Source organism: Taibaiella sp. KBW10 (assembly GCF_003852495.1).
Classification (GTDB): Bacteria; Bacteroidota; Bacteroidia; order Chitinophagales; family Chitinophagaceae; genus Edaphocola.
This window is the reverse complement of record NZ_QAJI01000001.1, coordinates 247,720-270,425: the sequence shown is the minus strand read 5'-3', so window position 1 is coordinate 270,425 and position 22,706 is coordinate 247,720. Positions and strand designations below refer to the sequence as shown.

Genomic DNA, 22,706 nt, shown 5'->3' with positions numbered 1-22,706 from the left:
TTTATAGTTGTTTATAATTTATTTGGATGGTATACATTGGAATTTTTTGCTAATCGTAGACTCTTCTGATTTTATATTTGTTATACTTAATTAACCCTTTGATTATGATATATATAGCTAAGGGTTATTTGTTTCTTTAACGAATGTAATACATTAAATAAATATCTATTTCTATATTTTCAAATAAATATTTTTTTAATATTTATATTACATTATTACAGATTGTTATGTGATTTATTCGCCGTACTAATTATTGAAAATGAAGTGATTATAGGGGGTATTCTTTTGTCAATACCTGATGTATTATCGAGTATATGACTTAATCTAAAAAAGGCCGGCCCTCAATTAAGAGGGCCGGCCTTTTCAGACGCTGTATGATCGCGGTTATTTAATGATCTCAAATTTACGCATCACCATTCCTTTATCGGTCTCTGCTTTTAAAATATACATACCGGCAGGGAGCTGCTGAGTACTGATTTTTTCTGCAGTGGTTTTGTTTGTTTTTTGATCGAGTACTTTTTGTCCGATTACATTGTACACTATAATATTTCTAAAGAAAATATGATCGCCTATCAGCTCAAGGTTCAACTGATCCTGAGCAGGATTTGGATATAATTTCATATTGATATTGTTTTTACTTACGGTAACAGTTCCTAAAGTAAAGTCAACACGAATAGGCAAGGTTACCGTGGTATCGGTACAACCATTAGAGATGTCCATAGATACTAAGTAATCACCTGCTGCTGCATAAACATGGGTTGGAGTCATCTGGGTGCTCGTGCCGCCATCTCCAAAGTTCCATGCATAAGTATACGTGTTATTGGCATCAATCGGCTCGAAGCGTACCTTACCTTGTGCTTCGTTGAATAAAGGCACAAAGTTAAATCCATCATTAATCGGATCAGGCATTGAGGTTACAATAATTGCATCGTTTCCGGTACAATTGCTGGTATTGGTTACATTAACCGAATAAGTACCTGCTTGATTTACACTAATGGTTTGTGTACTGGCACCGGTACTCCATACATAAGTACTGCCCGGGTTTTGTGCATTTAAGATTAAGGGTTGTACATGACAAATCATGGTATCATTACCCAGGTTCACCACAGGAACCGCTAAGTGTGCAATATTGATTGTATCAGAAGTTGCACAGTTAAAGGTATTGGTTACTTTAACGCGGTATTGCCCTGCATTCACTGCTGCTAAAGTACTGTTGGTACTATTGTCATTCCACAGATAAGCTGCGCCGGGATTACCCGCATTTAAGGTCAGGGTTACATTACCACATACAGCAGTATCGTTACCCAGATTAACCACAGGTTTAGGATTAACCGTAACATTGGCTGCTACTGAAGTATCACTACATCCTACCGTATTAGTGACGACAATTTTGTAGGCACCTGTTTGGTTGGCACTATAGGTATTCGTTGTTTGTCCCGGGATGACTGCATTGTTTTTCAACCAGGAATAGTTTCCGGTACCGGCACCTGTTAAGGTTTGTGCTGCACCCTGACACAAATTGATCGTGCCATTTGGTGTTAAGGTTGCTGTTGGTTTTACTTTAACCGTAGCGGTAACCATAACCCTTGGGGTAGAGGCGCATGAAGTCGTTCCGCTAAACGTAAACTTAGGTCTGATCGAATAAGTAGTAAGGTTCGTCAATATATCGGTACAAGTCGCAGAACCTGCAGAAGAGGTGCTTTTGTGTACGTGTATGGTAGATACATAAGCGGTATTGTCTACATCGGCACTACTGCTCATTGTTGTACTACTCGCACTGTTACCATGACACACTTCAATCACGATGTTGGACGTACCGTTCCAGTTGAACGGCGTACTAAAGTTGATTGTATTAACACCAACAACCGGAGTTAAAGAAGTGGCTGCATAGACAGGGGTGAAAGTAGGGGCAACGAATGCAGACATATTAGTAGCCGTAGTATGCGCCATTTTCAATGAAAAATCTTGCATAGTCATGGTACCACTATTGATCTTTATAGCCAGGCTGTTAATGTTACCTGCCATTAATCCTGCTGCCTGTAATTCTGCTGCCGTAATCAGGTACTGATTATGTGTATTAGACCATAAGCTATAAAAAGGATTCGGATAGGTAGTACTGGTCGCTGCTCCGGTTCCTACAGTTCCGGTAACGGGACTGTTGATTTCTGCTGCTACATAATAGTTTGTAGTAGCCGTCAGTGCAGGTGTTGTAAAGTTTGTACCGGTACCTAAAGCAGTACCGCCGGTCAGCGCACTGTACCATACCGGTGCAGCACCCGCATTAGCAGTTGCATTTAATATTACCGTTCCCGGTCCGCATCTTTCACCTGGAGTCGTTGTTAATAACAGCGGATTGTTTACCACAACCGTATCTGATACGGAGTTGAAACATGCCGCACCATCACTATTTTTGATGGTGGCTCTGTAATATTGCGTTGTTGTGATCGTAGGCGTAGTATAAGTGGCACTTGTTCCTGCGGTTGTAATGTCAGTAAAGGCAACATTATTCGCAGAATTTTGCCATTGATAGGTAAATCCTGTTTGTGTAATCGCCGGCACTAAACTTAAAGTAGAACTACCTGTTTGACAAAGCGTACCTACCAAAGCAACTGCAGTAGTCGTAGCCGGTAAGGTCTGGATTTTTACGGTATCTAAATTGGCACACTGTGTAGTCGTGTTTAGGGCATTGGCCGTATACATTACCGTACCTGCTGTCGTGTTTTTATAATATACGGTACTGGCATTTGCATTCGCTACATAAGCAGTCGTTGCGGCAGCATTGGTATATAAGTTTGTTATCGGAGACCAGGTCACCGTATTGAAGTTTGCTGCCGGGGAATTGACCGTTAAGGTCGTAATCCCGTTATTACAAACCGTCTTATCATTGGTCACATCAAATGTTGGTGCGGGTGTTACCGTAGCTGCTACAGAAACCCTTGGTCCTTTACAGGATTGACCGATAACCCAATCATAGAAAAAGTAGAACGTTCCTGTTGTGGTTCCTCCCCATTCGGAATTGGTAAGCGAAATCGGGCAGCCAGCTGTCGTATATGGGAAGCCACCACCTGGAGGTGTTTCTCTATGTAAACCACTTAAGCCGGTAGATGATTGTACAATCATTTTATACCCTGTTCCCGCTGTTGGAACAGTGATATTTATGGGTAATACAACTCTGGTGCCTATTTGTGCAGCAGTAAAGGTAGCGGTATATGTTCCAAAAACAGTAGGAGAAGTCATTGAATTTTGCACTGCAATTGTCATTGTACCTGCACTACCAGGATATACTGCGACGGACTGAATTACAGTTGGAGCAGTACAATCAAATGTTATTCCCCAGTTTGGAGTAACAAAATAGCTTAAAGTAGTTGCATTATTTACAGGGCCAACATTTACAGGGCTTGAACCGATACTTGGTTCTGCAAAATAGTTAGTCGTAGCGCTGATGGAAGGAGTGGTAAAACTATTACCCGTTCCCACAGGCGTACCACCTGTAGCGGCAGTATACCAGTTAATGGTCGCTCCGGTGCTTGGGGTTGCGCCTAAGATCACAGGACCTATTCCGCAACGGGTACCCGGAGCCGTAGTGGCTACTTGTGGATTGTTGACTAAAACAGTATCCGATACAGAGTTGAAACATACGATACCATCACTGTTTTTAATAGTTGCTCTATAGTATTGCGTAGCGGTTATGCTTGGCGTTGTATAAGTTGCGCCTGTTCCACTGGTTGTAATGTCCGCAAAAGTTGTATTGTCTGCAGAACTTTGCCATTGATAACTCAACCCTGTTTGTGTAATAGCAGGTGTAAGGTTAATAATACTGGTTCCGGAAATACATAATGTCCCTGTAGCGGCAATAGCCGTGGTGGTAGCCGGTAAGGTTTGTAATTTAACTGTATCTACCGCACCACACTGTGTCGTCGTATTATTTGCAGTCGCCACATAAGTGTTTAGTCCTGCAGTAGTATTTTTATAGTAAACGGTGCTGGCGTTTGCATTAGCTGCATAAGCAACCGTAGCAGCAGCATCGGTAAATAAATTCGTCACCGGACTCCAGGTTACATTATTATAATTTGTAGCCGGAGAGTTTACTGTTAAAGTCGTAATAGCAGTATTACAAACTGTTTTATTATTCGTTACATCAAATGCCGGAGCGGTATTGATAGTTGCGGTAGCCGCAACACGAGGACTGCGACAGATAACCTGGCCATTTAGGATCAATTTAGGCCTGTTTTGAGATCGGTCAAAGGTATTGGTTCCCGATCCGGTTGGCCCTGTGAACGCAAGCATATTTGCAGCTGTTTCATTGTCCTTTCTATAGGTTAGTGAAGCATAGTTAGTCGTTGCATCATATTTTACGGTAGAAGAGGTATTGCTTGAATTGGCATTACTCCAGCTGATCGAAATAAGAATGTTGGAGGTACCATCCCAGTTGTATGGTGTTGCCAGTGTAAATGTATTTACCCCTACTGTAGGAACGAAGGAGGCAGAAGGATAAACCGTAGTCGTAACCGCCTGTATATCGGTAGCCGCAAATGAAGTTAATGCCGTAGGCCCCATTTGGATGGTAAAGCCATTTAAAGTTGCTCCAGCAGTCGTTAATTCAAGCGCCAGGCTGGAGATGTTACCTGCGGTAAGGCCTGCGCTTTGTAATTCAGCGGCAGTAAGCAGGTACTGACCTTTAAGGCCTCCATAACCGCCGTTCGTAGGGTTATAAGCAACGCCCGTGCCTGTTGACGCTCCGGCTCCTATTGGCAACAATCCGGCAGTAATTTGACTAGCCTCTGCATAGAAGGTTGATGTAGCTGCAACGGGAGGCGTTGTAAACGGACTTCCTGTTCCAAGACTCGCTCCTCCTGTTATTGCGGCATACCAGTTAATCGTTGCACCGCTATTGGCAGTTGCGGTTAAGGCAACGGTTCCCGCACCACAACGTTGCGCGCCGGTTGCGGTCAGAACGTTATTAATATAGTTTATCTGTACGGGAGTGGAGTAAACGGTATCCGGTCCACCGGAACAAATCACTCTGCAACGATAATAATTATCAATAGCCGCTGTGCTCAGTGTATTTGCGGTTGCACCGGCAATATTAGTAAAGGTGATGCCATCGGTAGAAGATTGCCATGCATAAGAAACAACAGGACCAGCAGTTTGGTTAGTGAAAGACAATGCAATAGTAGCACCGGCACATAAATTAGTGCTTGGTGTAGCAAGGGTTGCTCCGGGAGCAGGTGTCGCACAAAGTGTTGTAAATGATGTGGTCGTAGTCGTAGCAGTCCAGGCACTTTTGTCCGTGCTACTACAATTGGAACGTACCCATACATAATGCAGGGTTGCAGGGGGTAGACCAGTTATAACTTTAAAGGTATCGGTGGCTACAGTGCCTGTTGGCGTTGTAGACGCCGTAGGAGCAGTGTTCGTTGTACTTACATAGTAGTCGTAACCATTTGCCGGTAATTGGTTTGGCGGGCTCCATCGAATGGTTGCGCCTACTCTTGTTACCGTATTGTTGATCAGGTTAGTTGGGACCATACAAGTTGGCGTAGTGGTGAGGGTGCCTGTAGTGGTATATCCGTTACCCGTACCCGCCTGATTGGGAATATGTGACCATATAGAGTAATTCGTTCCACTTTTACTTCTTACCATTACTTGATAAGTCGTGACCGGAAGCAGGCCGGTAATGGTAGCTGTATTGGTCGATACAGGGTTACCTGAGAAATTGGTCCAGGCACAGGTGCCGGGAATGCGATAGGCTACCTCATATTCTGTTGCACCGGTAGGCGCAGTCCAGTTGATTTTTGCACTTGTAGCAAAAAGATTGGTTACAGCAGCAAATGTTCTTACCGGCGCGGGATTAGCCGCTGGCGTCCATGTGTACGTCAAGCCGGCAATGGGTGCTATACTATTGTTCGTTGTATTTAAATACATTGTCGAACCATTATCATAGCCTGTTACGGCGTCAGCCCAACTACAAGTAGTTGCAGTCGGTACATTACCAGTCATCAGGTTGTTAACATTGCTGGCGTAGGTTATGCTGTTCCCTCTCAAGCCTACCTGTATAGAACTGGTAGAAGAGCCACCGACGATCGGGCCACCATATACTATTTTAATCTCTCCATTAGCAGTATTCAATCTAATCTGGAAAGACGTTCTTTCTGCAGTAGAACCCCAACGTCTGGCATCTGTAAATTGGATAACATATTCTGTACCAACTAATTGATGACGTATCTCCGGGCTTGCTCCGGCACTGACGGTACCAACGGTATAGCCCAAATCAGCAGCATACGCAGCAACAGCCCCGGTTGTTGACCCGAGGGTCGATAATGGGGTGTAATTGGTGCCCGCAGGAGCAGCGCCAAAGGTGATAAAACCATTAGCGGAAATATAAAGTGATGTTTGGGCAGCACCTCCAAAGGTAAAAGAAGGGATGTTGATCGCAGCGGAGATATCTTCATCATACGCTACACCACTTGCAACGAACGCAGTTCCGCCGGTGATCGGGGTATAGGTCCCGGTGCTTTTTGTAAACGCGTAATTCGAAATGTTCGTTTGTGCGTGACTTTCAGTAGATTGGCAAAGTAAGAGCATCAGCCCGGCAAATAATTTAAGCCGTAGCGACTTAAGCCTGAACAGATCGGTTTTCAACCATTTTGGTTTTTCTTGTAGTAGTCTAAGCATACTTCTAGAATTTGTGGGGGGGTTATATATTGAATTTGTGGCTCAAATGTATGATTATTTCTAAAATTTATAAAGCATTTTATTAACAAAAGTTAAAAAAATGACAGTTTTTAGTCATTATATGCGCAAAAAAAGAGGCAGCATTATTTTCTAATGCTACCTCTTCTGTTTTAGAAAAATATATTACAAGTGGATCGCTTCACCTAAAGCAACCTCAATCGCATCTTTTACGGCTTCACTCATTGTTGGGTGAGGGAAGATCGTATCTAATTGCTCATGATAAGTTGTCTCTAATTTACGTGCGGTTACGGTTTCTGCAATAATCTCAGTTACATTTGCACCGATCATATGCGTTCCTAACCATTCGCCGTATTTCGCGTCGATAATTACTTTTACAAAACCTTCTGTTGCACCGGCAGCACTAGCTTTTCCGGATGCAGAGAATGGGAATTTACCTACTTTGATTTCATATCCGGCTTCTTTCGCTGCTTTTTCGGTCAAACCTACAGAAGCAATTTCCGGAGTGCAATAAGTACAACCTGGTACGTTACCGTAATCTAATACAGCTGGTTGGTGTGCAAATTTGCCTTCTTTATGAGCGATCGCTTCGATACAGATTACCGCTTCTTTCATCGCAACGTGTGCTAAGGCTTGTCCCGGTACGATATCGCCAATGGCATATATACCGTCTACGTTTGTTTTGTAGTATGGGTCTACGATTACTTTACCTTTTTCGGTAGTGATGTTTAAGGCTTCTAAACCGATGTTTTCGATATTTGTTGCCACACCGGCAGCAGATAATAAGATGTCCGCTTCCAAAGTGATTTCACCGGTAGCCGTTTTTACGGTTGCTTTTACGCCGTTACCACTGATATCCGCTTTCTCTACAGAAGAAGAAGTCATTACTTCAATACCTTTCTTCTTGAATGATTTTTCCAATTCTTTAGAAATGTCTGCATCTTCAACCGGTACGATTCTGTCCATAAATTCTACAATCGTTACTTTGGTACCCAAAGCGCTGTAGAAATAAGCAAACTCAACCCCGATTGCGCCCGAACCGACTACAATCATCGATTTTGGTTGTGCAGGTAAAGTCAAGGCCTCTCTGTAACCAATGATTTTTTTGCCATCGATTGGTAAAGACGGTAACTCACGGCTGCGTGCACCGGTAGCCAATATAATATGTTTTGCGGTATGTTTTGTAACACTACCATCGGCAGCAGTTACTTCCAACTCTTTACTCGCATTTAATTTACCGAAGCCGGCTAAAACATCAATTTTATTTTTCTTCATCAGGAACTGGATTCCTTTACTCATCTTATCGGCAACACCACGGCTACGTTTAATGATGGCATCAAAATCGTGTTTTGCTCCTTCTACAGATACACCATAATCCTGTGCATGACTGATATATTCAAAAACCTGAGCTGATTTCAATAAAGCTTTGGTAGGGATACAACCCCAGTTTAAGCAGATACCACCCAAACTTTCACGTTCAACGATTGCTGTTTTAAATCCTAATTGAGCAGCACGGATGGCGGCTACATAACCACCGGGACCGCTACCTACTACGATTACATCGTATGCCATAATATAAAATTGTGTTTTTTGTATGTAAAATAAAGTTCTCTATCAAAAGTTATCGTACAAAAGTAATTAATTCGATGTAAACCAACAATAATTTTACCGCTCCGGTTTTCTCAACTTACTATAAATGGTTAGGTTTGCAATACTTTTAAATGAGGGATGCAAGTATTGGATATGGAAACAGAAAAAGAGCAGCGTTATTGGAAAAGATGGTATACCTTTTTGGTCTTATGGCTGGTAGTACTCATTATATTGTTCACGCTATTTACCCAATATTATAAATGAGTAGTATAGACTGGATGATCATGATCGGCAGCCTTGCTGCGATCATCATTTACGGATTATATCAGAGCAGGGGAACGGGTAGGGAATCGTATATTATGGCTGGCCGTCAAATGCCCTGGTACACCGTGCTTCTGGGTATTATGGCGACACAGGCCAGTGCCATCACTTTCCTGTCTGGCCCCGGACAAGCCTATACCGATGGTATGCGTTTTGTGCAGTACTATTTTGGTCTTCCGATTGCCATGATCGTGATTGCGGCCGTCTTCGTTCCGATATTTAGAAAACTAAGGGTAAGCACCGCTTATGAATACCTCGAGCAGCGCTTCGACCGGAATACCCGTCTACTGACCGGTATCCTGTTCCTGTTCTCCCGCGGCGTATCTACGGGAATCAGTGTCTATGCGCCTTCCATTATCTTATCCTCCATTTTAGATATTAATATATACATCACCAATGTTCTGGTAGGAGGTTTATTAATCATCTATACCTATACCGGGGGAGCTAAGGCGATCGCCCAAACCCAAAAAATTCAGTTTATCATTATCCTGACCTCTATGGCCTTTGCCGGAGTACTATTGGTAAGGGCAATGCCTAAAGGCATTGATTTCTCAGATGCCTTGTACCTGGCAGGAAAATCGGGTAAATTAAATGTGATCACTACTAATTTCAATATTAAAGATAAGTATAACATCTGGAGTGGGGTGATTGGGGGCTTCTTTTTAGCACTTTCCTATTTTGGTACTGATCAAAGCCAGGTAGGTCGTTATATTTCGGCAAAGAGCATCCGCGAAAGCCGTCTGGGATTACTAATGAATGGCCTGGTCAAAATTCCGATGCAATTCCTGATCCTGCTCTTAGGCGCTTTGCTGTTCTCTTTTTATGCAATTCAAAAAGCACCCATCTCTTTTAATGATAAAGCGATCGGTCTGACGGCAAAAGCGGCTCCCACGCAATATGCCGATCTGGCTATTCAATATAATATGTTATCCGAGCAGCAGGCATTTCTGGCGACAACCCTTGTCGGGTTGCGGCATACAGATAATCCGAATGCCACGCAACAGAACCTCCATTTACTCCGCCAGACCCAAAAGCAGATCGTGCAGAGCCGGGATTCCTTTCAGCACCTGGTCACCAATTATAAGGTACCCGCAGAAGCCAATGATACCAATTATATCTTTCTGCACTTTGTACGCAACTACTTGCCTGTAGGTATGATCGGGCTGTTATTTGCCGTGGTCTTTCTGGCCAGTTGGGGATCTATCTCGGCTGCTTTACACGCTTTGGCTTCCAGTACCCTTTTGGACTTTCATAAACTGATTTCTAAAAAAGAGATTGATGAAAAGCAAGAGTTACGCTGGGCAAGGATTTATACCTTGTTATGGGGCATCTTTAGTATCATCGTGGCCATGTTTGCAACCCGTATGGGCTCTCTTATTGAGGCCGTAAATGAGTTGGGTAGCTTGTTCTATGGTGTTATCCTGGGCATTTTCTTAACTGCATTTTTTATTAAGCGCGTATCGGGTAAGGCCGTCTTTGTGGCCGCCATCGCTTCAGAAATCCTTATCTTTATTATATACAAATTAAACGTTGTCGGGTTTTTATGGTTTAATGTCATCGGTTCTTTACTGGTAATTGTCATTGCCCTCCTGGTACAACAGCAATTGAACAGCAAAAATATCAATCGTACCCCTTAATCTATTTGATCCCTAAAATAATGAAATCATTCTTATTTATATCTGTATTGTCTACACTGGCATTAGCCTGCAACGGACAGTCAACGAAAACAACTGAAAAGAAAAAAACCAGTGTCTCGCAAGTCATTGCCGTATCGGATAATATTGCTAACCGGTATTTTAATGCGGATAAACAACTGGACAAAAGTGTGGATGACCTGTATCTTAAAATGAGCAATCAGGAACGGGCAGCACAAATGATCATGGTGGCTTCCAGCGAAGTTTTAGGTTTTCCATACGCGACAACCGTGAAGCCTAATGTGAGTAAGAATGAAGCAGCTAATGTGCTGTTTCTGAAAGGAAATAAACAGGAGTTTATCAACCAGCATAACCAATTGGCACAATATACCATCGCAGGGCTCAGCCCGTTGTTTGCCTGTGACTGCGAGCCCACTTTACTGCATAATAAATTTGTCGGCAATCCGAAAATGACGGCGACCGGCAATTTGAAAACAGAAGATGCCGTCAAGTCTTCGGTAGATACCATCAATAACCTGATGGATGAGATGGGCATCAAGATCAATTTTGCTCCTATCGTGGATATTGCCAAAAATAAATCGATCATTAATAACCGCTCTTTCGGTAATGATCCGGAAGTGATCATAAAACAATCCGGTATATTTATTAAAGAAACACAGGATGATGGGAAAGCCGCTACGATAAAGCATTTCCCCGGTCATGGCGCCGTTACCGGAGATACCCATAAGCAGTCCGTATTTATTAACGGGAAAATGTCCGAGCTGTCGACCTTTGAAGCAGTCATCGCTTCGTCCAATCCGATATTCGTTATGGTAGGGCATATAGCAGTAAAGAACAATCCCGAAGGATTTAATACCGAAAGCGAGCGTCCTGCCACCACTTCAAGAAAGATTGTGACCGATCTGCTCCGTAATAAAATGGGGTTTAAAGGTTTGATCACTACCGATGCCATGAACATGCAGGCCTCCAAAAACTTTCCTGATGCGGATTGGGAAGCGGCAAAAGCGGGAGTGGACTTAGTGTTGATGCCCTTAGATGCAGCGAAACTTAATAAAAAGATTGTTGCCGAATTGGATAAAAAGTCTGAATTGGGCAAACAATTTGAAGCTTCTGTGAAACGCATTATTCGACTTAAAATCTTAATGCAATAAGGAAAGCTGTTTTGATCCTTAATGAGGAACAATGCATAAGATATTTGAATATATTACAGAAGTTATAGGATGGTTGCGTATTGTGGCCTCGCCCCTGCTCATCGGTTCAGGTATCGGTGCGCTGATTTATATTCCACAGCCCTCGGTAAAAAGCCTTACTATTGGTTGCTCCATTGCTTTTGTCGGCTTGATTGTGGGTATATTATGGGCTGTAAAGGTTTGGCAGAAAAAAGGAACCATTCAATTTCTTTCTTCTGTGATGCATATCCCCGAATTAGATAAGGAAGGGGAGGAAGAACCTGCGGATAAAAAATAGATTTACCGTAAATGTGTTACAGCATATTTTACATTTACATAATTATCGCTTTGTACTATGGACAGTCCTCAAATTTGTCAGTATACCGAAAAGACTTATGACCGCTTTAAGTGGATTGATATTAAAGATCCGCAAAAAGAGGATATAGAGGGTATTGCTAAAAAATATGACCTGGATTTTTATCAGATAAAAGATAGTCTGGAGCCCGGGCATTTACCCAAATTCGAAAAAGGAGATGAGTATAATTTTATCATTCTAAGGGCCTATACCCATACCATCAGGGATAAATCCAGTTCCATTAACGAGATTACCAATAAGATCGCCTTTTTCTATAACAGCCGTTCGGTGATCACGATACACAGAGCCGATTTTGATTTTATCAACAATGTGCGCCCGCAATTTGCGAGTTCCGAATTGCTCGTTATTTACCTGATCAGCAAAATGCTGAAGACCTATGAACGGCCCACGCTGGTATTGTCTGAGAAAAATGAACAGCTGGAGAAAACGATTTTTTTGAAGACGAGGACAAAAGTGTCTTTGGAGGAATTGTATTATCAGAAAGCACATACCCGTATTGTAAAAAAATTACTGATTATTACCCAGAATGTGTTGAACCAAGTGGAGGTACAGAAAGCCTCCCGCGTGGCGATGCAGGATATCAAAGATACGATGCTGAACCTTGTTTTGGGTTTTGATGAAGAGTGGGAAAATGCCAACAACCTGCTTAATTCCTACCTGAACCTGGATGCACAGAAGACCAATGGCGTCATGAAACTGCTAACGGTATTTTCTGCCTTCTTTTTACCGCTTACATTTATCGCCGGTATTTATGGGATGAATTTTGAGTTTATGCCCGAACTGAAAACTAAATATGGTTATTTTGCCGTATTGGGTTTAATGGCGTTAATCTGTATAGCTATTTTTACCTGGTTTAAAAGGAAAAGAATTTTATAATCTTATCATACATCAAGCAAGGATAACATCAGTCGTGCTATTTTTGCCCTGAATGTCAAACAATAATTATTTAAATTCAATCATCCGCTTATGGAAATGCTGCAATTTAACAATGAAACGAAAGGCTCCTTTCAAGCCATGATTGATGGGGCAAAAGCCGGAACCATGACCTATTCCTGGGCAGGAACCGACAAGATTATTATTGATCACACCGAAGTAGATCCCGCATATAAGGGAAAAGGTGTGGGCAATGAACTGCTTAATGCTGCCGTTGACTTTGCCCGCGCGCAACAGATAAAGATCATGCCGCTTTGTCCCTTTGCCAAAAGTGTTTTTGATAAAACACCATCTATTCACGACGTACTTTTATAAATTATACCAATATGCCGAAAAAAATACTTGCCTTTGCGGGGAGCAATAGCTCCACTTCAATTAATAAGCAACTGACTCAATTTGCCTTGAGCTATTTTGAAGGAGCGGAAATCAACCTGCTTGATCTGAACGATTTTGAGATGCCTTTGTTCTCTGTAGACCGGGAACAAAAAGAGGGTTATCCCGAGCAGGCGCATAGTTTCCTGGAAGCGATCGGTGCGGCGGATATAATTATCTGTTCTCTGGCAGAACATAATCGTTCCTACACTACCGCTTTTAAAAATATTTTTGACTGGTGCAGCCGTATTGAAGTAAAACTATTTCAGGACAAACCGATGTTGCTGATGAGTACCTCGCCCGGTGGTTATGGCGGCGGTAATGTAATGCATACCGCCAGTACTTTCTTTCCACAGTTTGCGGCTCAGGTTTTGGAGACCTTCTCCCTGCCTTCTTTTAATAAGAATTTCGCGAATGGTACCATCACAGATGAAGCATTGAAAACCGCTTTAGAAGAAAAAATTACCGCCTTTAAGCAGCAGATTGCCGCGATGAAGTAGGGACATAAGTTATAAAGGAAAGAGGGTTGCGNNCGCAACCCTCTTTCCTTTATAATAGTACTGCTATAAAACTTATGGATTATGCAGGTACTTTGTGTAATTCTTCTCTTTGTGCTTTTACGCGATCATCAGAAATATACTCATCAAAGCTCATGTCTTTGTCTAACATGCCATTTGGAGAGATCTCGATAATACGATCTGCTACCGTTTGGGTCAGTTCATGATCTCGTGACGTAAAGATAGCGGTACCTCTGAAGTCTTTCATACCATTATTCAATGCTGTGATCGATTCCAGATCCAAGTGGTTGGTCGGCTCATCAAACATTAATACATTTCCTTTCTGCATCATCATGCGACTCAGCATACAACGTACTTTTTCTCCTCCTGATAATACCGTACATTTCTTCAGCGTTTCCTCGCCGCTAAATAACATACGACCTAAGAAACCGCGAATAAAGGTTTCGTCTTTTTCTTCAGAATACTGGCGCAACCAATCAATAAGGTTTAAATCCAGGCCTTCAAAATAAGGCGTATTGTCGCCCGGTAAGTAAGCAGGGGTAATGGTCACTCCCCATTTGAATTCCCCTTCAAAATCGGTATCTTCTCCACTTAATATTTTATAAAATGCTGCCGTTGCTAAGGAGTTTTCAGATAAAACAGACAGTTTTTGTCCGCGTTTCATATCAAAGCTTACATCTTTAAATAATACCTCTCCGTTTTGCACCTTGGTCAGTCCTTTTACTTCAAGGATCTGATCACCTGCATCACGTACCTGGTTGTTAAATAAGATGGCCGGGTATTTACGCGTAGAAGCCGTCATGTCTTCCAGTTTGATCTTATCTAAAGCTTTCTTACGGCTGGTGGCTTGTTTAGATTTAGAGGCATTCGCAGAGAAACGCGCGATAAACTCTTTTAATTCAGCGATCTTATCTTCAGATTTTCTGTTTTGTTCGCTGCGTTGTTTTAATAACAATTGGCTTGATTCATACCAGAAAGAATAGTTACCCGTAAAGATGGTGATCTTTCCAAAATCGATATCAGCAACGTGGGTACAGACCGTATCCAAGAAGTGACGGTCATGCGATACCACCAATACAATCTTATCATAATCGGCTAAGAAATTCTCTAACCAACCGATGGTTTGCAGATCAAGGTCATTCGTAGGTTCATCCAATAAAAGGATATCTGGATTACCAAATAAAGCCTGTGCCAGCAATACCCTTACCTTTTCGTTACCGTCCAGGTCTTGAACATTTGAATTATGCTTGCTTTCGTTTACACCTAAGTTGCTTAATAGGGTAGCCGCATCATTTTCTGCATTCCAGCCATCCATTTCTGCAAAGATTCCTTCCAGTTCACCTGCTCTTAAGCCATCTTCTTCGGTGAAGTCTTCTTTGGCATAAATAGCATCTTTCTCCTGCATGATTTTGTATAACTCCGTATTACCCATCATTACGGTTTGTAATACAGGGATATCGTTATATTTATGGTGATCTTGTTTTAATACGCTCATGCGCATTCCCTTAGATATATCCACGCGGCCACCGGTAGGATCAATTTCCCCCGATAAGATTTTTATGAAAGTAGATTTGCCCGCTCCGTTCGCACCAATGATACCATAACAGTTTCCTTCTGTAAACTTTAGGTTTACATCTTCAAAAAGCACACGTTTCCCATAGCGAAGGGAGAGATTATTTACATTAATCATTTTTACTCAAAATTTTGGTTGCAAAGGTACGATTATAATCTGCCATTAGAAAATTTATATATACTATTAACAATAAGCTGTAACTTTGATTTACGGGGCTTGGGTGCCCCGGTTTTTATATTTTTTATTCCCCTATGACCAGTCCATATACACGAACGGAACTTGCTGATATTATATTAAAAAGACTTCTTGAAGAACAAACTAAGCTCCGTGATGCCTTTAAACAATCGGGGCAGATCAATTCCTGTACCGTAGACAAGCTGCTGCCGGAAGACATAGCGTTGCAGATCTATCGTGCCTTTCCTAAACCGGAGCAAATGGGAGAGCATCGCTCCATCAGGGAATATAAAAAGGTAGCTGCACAGATGAACCTGTACCATCCTTTACTCGAAGAGATTATTTATGCTTTTCAGGATGAGCGGGTTGTGCGCCTGGTTGAAGAGATTACTGGTATTCCGGAGATGAATCCCGACGAGCATTTATATGCCGGAGGGATCAGTCTGATGACCAAAGGGAATTTCTTAAATCCCCACTTGGACAACTCTCATGATAATGACCGGAAATTATACCGGGTACTTAATTTATTATATTACGTATCGCCCGACTGGACGGTAGAAAATGGCGGCAATCTGGAACTTTGGGATAAGGGCATTGATCAGGAACAAAGAACCATTGTATCGGCCTTTAACCGTTTAGTTTTAATGATCACCAACAAATCTTCGCTGCATTCGGTGAGCAAGGTGACCGCAGAAGCCAGTCGTTGTTGCGTGTCCAATTACTATTTTTCTCCTCATTCTTTAGAGGATAGCAATTACTTTCATGTAACCAGTTTTTACGGCAGACCGGAAGAGCCCTTGAAAAAGGTGATACTCGCCATAGACCGGAAACTGCGGAATTTTATCCGTAAAATTACCGGTAAAAGCATTGTGGAAACAAAGCATATTTACAAAAAAGACCAATAATCAGGAAGCAACTCTTGCCTGTTCAATTCGGGCGATCTGTTGAAAATGCCGGATATTGTGATTGATAAAAAACCTGAAAGTATCTCCCAGTCTTAGCGTAATCATACTGGAAATGCTGATGCTGGTTTTGGTCTTTATGATATTGATATGCCCTGCCGCTTCCAGCAGATTAAGGATTTGCTGCTGCTGCGCGATAAACACCTCAATAATTTTCTTATCCAGCGCACTATTGATCGGATTCATATTTTTGAACGTCTTCATTTTATTCAGCTTTTCCTTAGGTAGCATACTTTGTGCAAAGTAATTGCCCAGCACACCGCTTTTGAAGGTGGCTACGGGTTGGCGATGCCGGCTTTGGCGAATGCGCTTATCGATTTCGGGGAGATAAAAGTTACCATACAGATTTAGGTGTTGCAAACATTCCAGGGTACTCCAGCTATCCTTATCGGGCCGCCAGTTGAGGCTTTGTTCTGTTTGGCTTGCTAAAACATTGGCTTTCGCGATAAGGTTTAAAGTGCTTTCTTTTAATTGGCTCAGCAAAGTATTTGTGTCGATGTGCATTGGAGGTTAATTTTGAGCAAAGCTCCTGTTCTTTGCCTAATAAAATATTGATTGAAGTCAAGACTTTTTTAGCCGCGATAAGGTCTCCGGGCTCATCCGGAGATAATTGGCAATATATTTATGGGGTATTTCCTGAAACAGTTGCGGGCTTCGTTGTAAAACCCTTTCATATCGTTCCTTCGGAGCCGTGGTAAGGATGTCGATCTCCCGTTCGATTTGCTGTAAGACGAGGTCTTCCAGCAGGCCGGCCCATAGTTTCAGATGATCTGTATGGGCCTGGATAAAGGCCATGAAGTGTTCCTTTTGAATCACTTTGGCTGTCGTTTTTTTAAGGGCTTGCATATAAAACGAAGACGGCGCGCCCGATAAAAAAGAATCCAGGGCCACAATAATATTATCTTTATACCCGAAGCGAATGATCTGTTCTTCTTCATTTTCCAGCACATAGGCCTGTACACTGCCTTCGGTCAGGTAATAAATATCTGTCGATACCATACCGGCATGGCATAAATAGGCACCTCTTTCTATGGTCATTGTTTTAGAAACGAGCTGATGTGTTTCCAGTAAATCGATGAGTCGTGTAGGATTCATATTGGTTCATTAATTAGGCGTACTGATGAACAGTGACAGGCTTTATGCTTGCTGTTGCTCGAACGAGGTAATCGTTGATGACAATGTTTGTTGTTCCAACAAAGAGATCACTGTATCCATTTCGGTATCATACATCGACCGTTTCTTCCTGCAAAAAAACAATTGATTTTCCGCCGATTTGGGTGTTTCAATGATCTTTATACCCTGATTATACTTCTGATTAAGACATAAGTAATCCGGTAAAATCGAAAAGCCCCCACCTTCTGCAAGGCAACGGATAATCGAGAATTTATTGGGTACAATATAATTGGGCAGAAAATGTGGCGTCTCACCAAAAAGCGCTTCCCAAAAGCGATGGATCTGCTCCGTATCGGCAGCTGTGCCGTACCAGACCTGTTCTTCCAGCCAATGTTTGGCGGCATCCAATTGGTTATGCTGCAGGTATTGTTCCAGCACAGCGGTGTCTGTGTCTTTCCCCGAAACCAGTACCAGCTTTTCTGTCCGGAAAAAATGATAAGAAACCTCTTTCTCATTTCCTTTTTTATGCACTAATGCCAGGTCTAAAATGCCCAAGTCAAATAATTGTTTTAATTGCTCGCTGTTTTCAAAACGCATAATAAGGTTGAAAGGCAAGGTGGGCACGAACTGCTCAAGATCATGCTCAAAAGTTTCAATACACATTCCTACGCTCAAAGTCGCCCTGTTTTTTCCCGATTTCTTGTGCAGTAAATCCTCTACGTTTTCCAGGCAACCCAATAGATGCGCTACCTGACTGTACAAAATAGTACCCTTTTCTGTCGGAAGCATTTTTTTTGCTTTTCGTTCAAACAAAGGATAACCGGTATAAACCTCTAAAGAGTTCAAATGCAGGCTCACACCGGGTTGCGACATCGATAAGGACTTAGAGGCACCCGTCAGCGTTCCCGTTTCATAGATCGCTTTAAAGGTTCTGAACCATTCCAGATTTGTTTTCATCTATAATTATTATGATACAAGTGCAAATTTAAATAATTTTTATAATAGTTTAAAGCGAATTAATTTTGCTTAAAAATAAAGATATGAAACATATATTGGTCATTAACGGAGGACAGCATTTTGCGCATTCCGGTGGAAAGTTTAATAAAACCTTGCTGGATATCGATAAAACACTGTTTACACCTGAAAATGGATTTGAACTAAAATACACCGACATCAATGAACCTTATGATGCGGCGGCAGAAGTCGATAAATTCGTTTGGGCAGATGTCGTGCTCTATCATACGCCCATTTGGTGGTTTTCTATGCCCTATCAATTAAAAGCCTATTTCGATATTGTATTCACCGCCGGTCACCGTAAAGGCATTTATTACAGCGATGGCCGTAAAAGCGATCAGCCCGATCTGAATTACGGAACGGGTGGTATGATGCAGGGAAAGCAGTACATGCTCAGCACAACCTGGAATGCTCCGGAAACGGCCTTTACCTTACCCGGTGAATTTTTTCAGGAAAAATCGGTTGACGAAGGCGTTATGTTTGGCTTTCATAGAATGAATGCATTCGTGGGTATGAGCCCTTTGGAGAGCATACACTTTCATGATATGGAAAAAAATGTGACGGAACAGAAAATAGCTGCCTATACCAGCCGCTACAAACAGCATATACAGACACAATTGGTAGATTGTATGGAAACGGTTTCCGCCTGCAGATAAGAAAGAAAGGCGATTCAATAGTGCTTTTGGCTTTATTTTATCTGCCGCAAGATTTTGGATTAACCTACTTTTGTATTCTGAATATTATCTATTGCAGATGTGTTCCGGACGACTACTCCCTTACCCTTGATGATTTCCTATAACAATCGTATGCTGGCTATCTATTTCCAGCCTGGTTAATTATGGTGTGACAGACAGCCTGCCGGTCGCCGGGAATTATAAAAAGAACATAAAAATATAAGATCATGATGCATAACGTAAATTTAGGACCCTCAAACCTTTCTATCGCGCCGTTGATTTTCGGAGGTAATGTATTTGGCTGGACAGTAGACGAGCAGTCCTCTTTTGCCCTTTTAGACGCTTTTGTAGCGGCCGGATTTAATAGTATTGATACTGCAGATGTTTATTCCAGTTGGGTGCCGGGCAATACGGGTGGAGAGTCGGAAACGATTATTGGAAAGTGGCTGAAACAAAGGGGTAAACGAGACGATTTAGTCATTGCCACAAAATTAGGTGCGCACAATGCCGGCCTGTCCGCAGCCTATATGAAAACCGCTGTGGAAGCATCACTGAAGCGTCTACAAACCGATTATATCGATCTGTATATTGCCCATTACGATGATCCCGCGACACCGGTTGCCGAAACGATGGATGCTTTTAATGCATTGATTAAAGAAGGTAAGGTGCGTTATATCGGGGCATCAAATCTTTCTGCAGCGCGGATAAAAGCTGCTAATCAATACGCCCGTGAAAATGGTCTTGAACCGTATATCAGCATACAGCCCCAATATAATTTGTATGACCGGAAACCCTTTGAAACGGAATATCTACCCCTGGTAGAGCAGGAACATTTAGGGGTGACGAGTTATTATGCCCTGGCCAGCGGTTTCTTATCTGGGAAATACAGAACGGCTGCCGATTTGGATAAAAGCGCCAGAGGGAATGGCATCAAGCAATACCTTAATGACCGCGGTATGCGTATCCTGAATGCACTGGATGAAGTATCTGAAATGATTTATGCGCCCATCTCTCAAATCGCGATTGCCTGGCAGTTGCATAAACCGTATATCACCGCGCCCATTGCGAGTGCAACCTCTTTAGTACAACTCAATGACCTGATGGCGGCGGCTCAGTTAAAACTCAGTTCTGAACACCTGGCTTTGCTGGATGATGCCAGTGATACGGAACAATAAGCAAAAGCCCTACAGATTCATACATTCAACCATTCATTTTTAATAAGCATAATGACACAAAAAAGTCTCCTTGCACTGGCCTTTGGTGCTTTTGCAATCGGTATGACCGAATTTACGATGATGGGCATTTTGCCCGATATTGCCAAAGACCTTCACATAGATATCCCTACTGCCGGCCATCTGATCGCTTTATACGCGTTAGGAGTAGTGGTTGGCGCACCCATACTGGTCTTGTTCACCGCAAAGTTTCCACCTAAGAAAGTATTGTTTTATTTAATGTTGCTGTTTGTGGTCTTTAACGGATTGTTTGCCCTTGCGCCGTACTATCCGCTTTTACTCATCACCCGCTTTTTATCCGGATTGCCACATGGTGCCTTTTTTGGGATCGGTGCTGTTGTGGCCTCTAAGATTTCAGGAGAAGGGAAAGCGGCAAGGGCGATTGCCGTAATGTTTACCGGTATGACCGTGGCCAACCTGATCGGAGTGCCGATCGGTACGTACATCGGGCATCATTTTTCCTGGCGGTACACCTATCTGTTTATCAGCCTTTTTGGGGTGGTTACGATGTTGGCCATAAGGTACTGGCTACCTGTGATGGCAGCCTTTTCGGATCAAAAAGTATTTAAGCAACTGGCCTATTTTAAAACTAAAACGGCCTGGGCCATGATCGGAATGATTGCGATTGGTACCGGGGGTATGTTTGCCTGGCTCAGTTACATTGCCCCTTTAATGACTTCTATTGCGGGGGTTGCGGAAAACAGCATTCCCTTAGTAATGGTTTTGGTCGGTCTGGGCATGTTAGTCGGCAATCTTTTGGGTGGCCGTCTGGCCGATGCCTTAACACCGGCGAGAGCGGCCACGATCTCCTTTTCGGCCATGGGCTTATGTTTGCTCCTTATTTATTTTACAGCTCAATATACGCCGATGGCTTATGCAATGTCGTTTATTACGGGATTAGCGGCTTTTAGCAATAGTGCCCCTTTGCAAATGATGCTGATCAATTCAGCCAATGGTTCAGAAACCCTTGCCGCTGCGGCAGGACAGGCCAGTTTTAACCTGGGTAATACGTTTGGGGCTTTCTTCGGAGGCTTGCCGATTACTTACGGTCTTGCCTATAATGCTCCGGTACTGTTCGGTGTGGGTATGGCAGGAATTGGCGTGCTGTTTGCCGCCTCCTTTTTAATCACGCAAAAACGATATAAAGCCCTAGCCGCATAAGCTTGCGCTTTTTATAAATATAAATGCCTTCTTATAAGCAATAGGGAGGCATCTTTTTTATTATGATCCTTAGCGCCGGTGGATGAGTACCTTTGTTTTTCTGATTTGCCGGATAGCGCTTTGCCGCAATTTTTCATGGTAGATCACCCATCCGCCAATAGCGCCGATCATACTGCCTACGATAATATCCGTCACGCGGGCGGCAAGCAGGTGATTGGGATCTTGTATTAAAGGGTTACCGGCTTCGGCCAATAAGATGGTCATCGGTGTAATAAAAATAACGGCAAGGGCGTAGTGGCGCACAATCAAGGATTCTACAATAAATTGCAGCAGGATAATGCTGATACAAATACTAAGGGGTGTTTTGCTGATCGATAAGGCCAGCCAGCATAAACACAAACCGACAAAAGTACCAACAATGCGGTGTACCACCCTTTGCCATATATGCAGGCGCGATACCCCTTGCATCACGGCAAGACAGGAAATAGGGATCCAGTACGGATTCTTAAAAGCCAGCAAATGTCCTATAAGGAGTGCAGAAAACATAAAGAACCCCATAATGCCCGACTCTACTAAAGATGTATATTCATTTTTGACAATCGTAACTGATAGCTTATTATTATGGGGCGATGGGGTTTGCTTGTGCAGCGTGAGGAGGCCATAAACCAAAGCCAGCATACAGGCCCACATAGTACCCAGGCCCATCAGGCCTATTTTCTGAGGAATATGATGCAGGTCAAATGGCTGACAGCTCGCCATGGAAGCCATCATGATAAAGAAGAAATTGCCCGGTGCTCTCGTCTTAAAGAAAGAAACAATCCAGTGGACAGCCATTGCCCATAATCCGAAGACGATGGCCGAGGCATAAGGATTAAAGCTAAAACAATGGCCAATCGTATAGGACAGCATAAACCCGAAAGAGCAGGCCAGTAAGGTGATCATCCTGCCGGCCAGTGGAATAGAGGGTGCATAATATAAGATCACTAAACCACCGAGACTTGCCGTGAGGCTGGCTTTCAGATTGCCCAAAAGCAATCCTGCAATCAGCGGCATACCTACCGAAAGGGCCGCCAAAAGGGGAATATGCCATACCCTGTTACTTTTGTTGAGGGTAAAAAATGCATTTGTCTCCTTTTGTAAAACCTGTTTGAATGTTGTCGCCATGATTGCAATAAT

General features: G+C 42.7%; 16 protein-coding genes and 2 pseudogenes. 10 read left to right on the top strand and 8 right to left on the bottom strand.

Going from position 1 to position 22,706, the window contains the following annotated elements; genetic code table 11:
* Positions 1-384: 384 nt before the first annotated feature.
* The 3 genes and pseudogenes from DBR32_RS15820 to lpdA all read right to left on the bottom strand — a co-directional run.
* Positions 385-2,274 (bottom strand): annotated as a pseudogene (locus DBR32_RS15820) (T9SS type A sorting domain-containing protein); the annotation flags it as partial.
* A gap of 1,152 nt (positions 2,275-3,426) precedes the next feature.
* Positions 3,427-5,925 (bottom strand): annotated as a pseudogene (locus DBR32_RS15815) (fibronectin type III domain-containing protein); the annotation flags it as partial.
* Between the two features lie 933 nt (positions 5,926-6,858).
* Entirely contained in the window at positions 6,859-8,265 is a 1,407-nt protein-coding gene (lpdA, locus tag DBR32_RS01160) for a dihydrolipoyl dehydrogenase (RefSeq protein WP_124634454.1), read from the bottom strand.
* Between the two features lie 278 nt (positions 8,266-8,543).
* Between lpdA and DBR32_RS01155 the strand changes: the two genes are divergently transcribed.
* From DBR32_RS01155 to DBR32_RS01130, 6 genes are all read left to right on the top strand, one after another.
* Positions 8,544-10,241, top strand: a complete 1,698-nt coding sequence (locus DBR32_RS01155) for a sodium:solute symporter (RefSeq protein WP_124634453.1) — start codon at positions 8,544-8,546, stop codon at positions 10,239-10,241.
* Positions 10,242-10,261: 20 nt separating this feature from the next.
* Entirely contained in the window at positions 10,262-11,410 is a 1,149-nt protein-coding gene (locus tag DBR32_RS01150) for a glycoside hydrolase family 3 N-terminal domain-containing protein (RefSeq protein WP_124634452.1), read from the top strand.
* Between the two features lie 31 nt (positions 11,411-11,441).
* Positions 11,442-11,726 (top strand): hypothetical protein, encoded by a 285-nt coding sequence (locus DBR32_RS01145; protein ID WP_124634451.1) that lies wholly within the window; start codon positions 11,442-11,444, stop codon positions 11,724-11,726.
* A 57-nt stretch (positions 11,727-11,783) separates the two neighbouring features.
* The gene (locus tag DBR32_RS01140; RefSeq protein WP_124634450.1) at positions 11,784-12,680 is read left to right on the top strand and encodes a CorA family divalent cation transporter; all 897 of its coding nucleotides are present in this window, start codon (positions 11,784-11,786) and stop codon (positions 12,678-12,680) included.
* 90 nt (positions 12,681-12,770) lie between these two features.
* Positions 12,771-13,052 (top strand): GNAT family N-acetyltransferase, encoded by a 282-nt coding sequence (locus DBR32_RS01135; RefSeq protein ID WP_124634449.1) that lies wholly within the window; start codon positions 12,771-12,773, stop codon positions 13,050-13,052.
* Between the two features lie 11 nt (positions 13,053-13,063).
* Positions 13,064-13,609, top strand: a complete 546-nt coding sequence (locus DBR32_RS01130; RefSeq protein ID WP_124634448.1) for an NADPH-dependent FMN reductase — start codon at positions 13,064-13,066, stop codon at positions 13,607-13,609.
* Between the two features lie 79 nt (positions 13,610-13,688).
* On the opposite strand, the gene DBR32_RS01125 is transcribed toward DBR32_RS01130, so the two are convergent.
* Positions 13,689-15,317 (bottom strand): ABC-F family ATP-binding cassette domain-containing protein, encoded by a 1,629-nt coding sequence (locus tag DBR32_RS01125; protein ID WP_124634447.1) that lies wholly within the window; start codon positions 15,315-15,317, stop codon positions 13,689-13,691.
* Between the two features lie 134 nt (positions 15,318-15,451).
* On the opposite strand from DBR32_RS01125, the gene DBR32_RS01120 reads away from it, so the two are divergent.
* Positions 15,452-16,279, top strand: coding sequence for a 2OG-Fe(II) oxygenase (locus DBR32_RS01120; RefSeq protein WP_124634446.1), 828 nt, complete (start codon positions 15,452-15,454; stop codon positions 16,277-16,279).
* Here DBR32_RS01120 and DBR32_RS01115 read toward each other — a convergent pair whose 3' ends face one another.
* Genes DBR32_RS01115 through DBR32_RS01105 form a run of 3 tightly spaced genes read right to left on the bottom strand, consistent with a single transcriptional unit; the run spans position 16,280 to position 18,406 of the window.
* Entirely contained in the window at positions 16,280-16,840 is a 561-nt protein-coding gene (locus DBR32_RS01115) for a DinB family protein (RefSeq protein ID WP_124634445.1), read from the bottom strand.
* 57 nt (positions 16,841-16,897) lie between these two features.
* Positions 16,898-17,431: a Crp/Fnr family transcriptional regulator gene (locus DBR32_RS01110; RefSeq protein ID WP_124634444.1), complete on the bottom strand. Its 534-nt coding sequence runs from the start codon at positions 17,429-17,431 to the stop codon at positions 16,898-16,900.
* A 42-nt stretch (positions 17,432-17,473) separates the two neighbouring features.
* The gene (locus DBR32_RS01105) at positions 17,474-18,406 is read right to left on the bottom strand and encodes a LysR family transcriptional regulator (protein WP_124634443.1); all 933 of its coding nucleotides are present in this window, start codon (positions 18,404-18,406) and stop codon (positions 17,474-17,476) included.
* A gap of 83 nt (positions 18,407-18,489) precedes the next feature.
* On the opposite strand from DBR32_RS01105, the gene DBR32_RS01100 reads away from it, so the two are divergent.
* The 3 genes from DBR32_RS01100 (at position 18,490) to DBR32_RS01090 (ending at position 21,530) form a co-directional block, all read left to right on the top strand.
* Positions 18,490-19,119 (top strand): NAD(P)H-dependent oxidoreductase, encoded by a 630-nt coding sequence (locus DBR32_RS01100; RefSeq protein ID WP_124634442.1) that lies wholly within the window; start codon positions 18,490-18,492, stop codon positions 19,117-19,119.
* A 245-nt stretch (positions 19,120-19,364) separates the two neighbouring features.
* Positions 19,365-20,312: an aldo/keto reductase gene (locus DBR32_RS01095; protein ID WP_233559626.1), complete on the top strand. Its 948-nt coding sequence runs from the start codon at positions 19,365-19,367 to the stop codon at positions 20,310-20,312.
* A 51-nt stretch (positions 20,313-20,363) separates the two neighbouring features.
* Complete coding sequence (locus tag DBR32_RS01090) at positions 20,364-21,530, top strand: MFS transporter (RefSeq protein WP_124634441.1); 1,167 nt, start codon at positions 20,364-20,366, stop codon at positions 21,528-21,530.
* A gap of 69 nt (positions 21,531-21,599) precedes the next feature.
* Here DBR32_RS01090 and DBR32_RS01085 read toward each other — a convergent pair whose 3' ends face one another.
* Positions 21,600-22,694: an FUSC family protein gene (locus DBR32_RS01085; RefSeq protein WP_199724280.1), complete on the bottom strand. Its 1,095-nt coding sequence runs from the start codon at positions 22,692-22,694 to the stop codon at positions 21,600-21,602.
* Between the last annotated feature and the right edge of the window lie 12 nt (positions 22,695-22,706).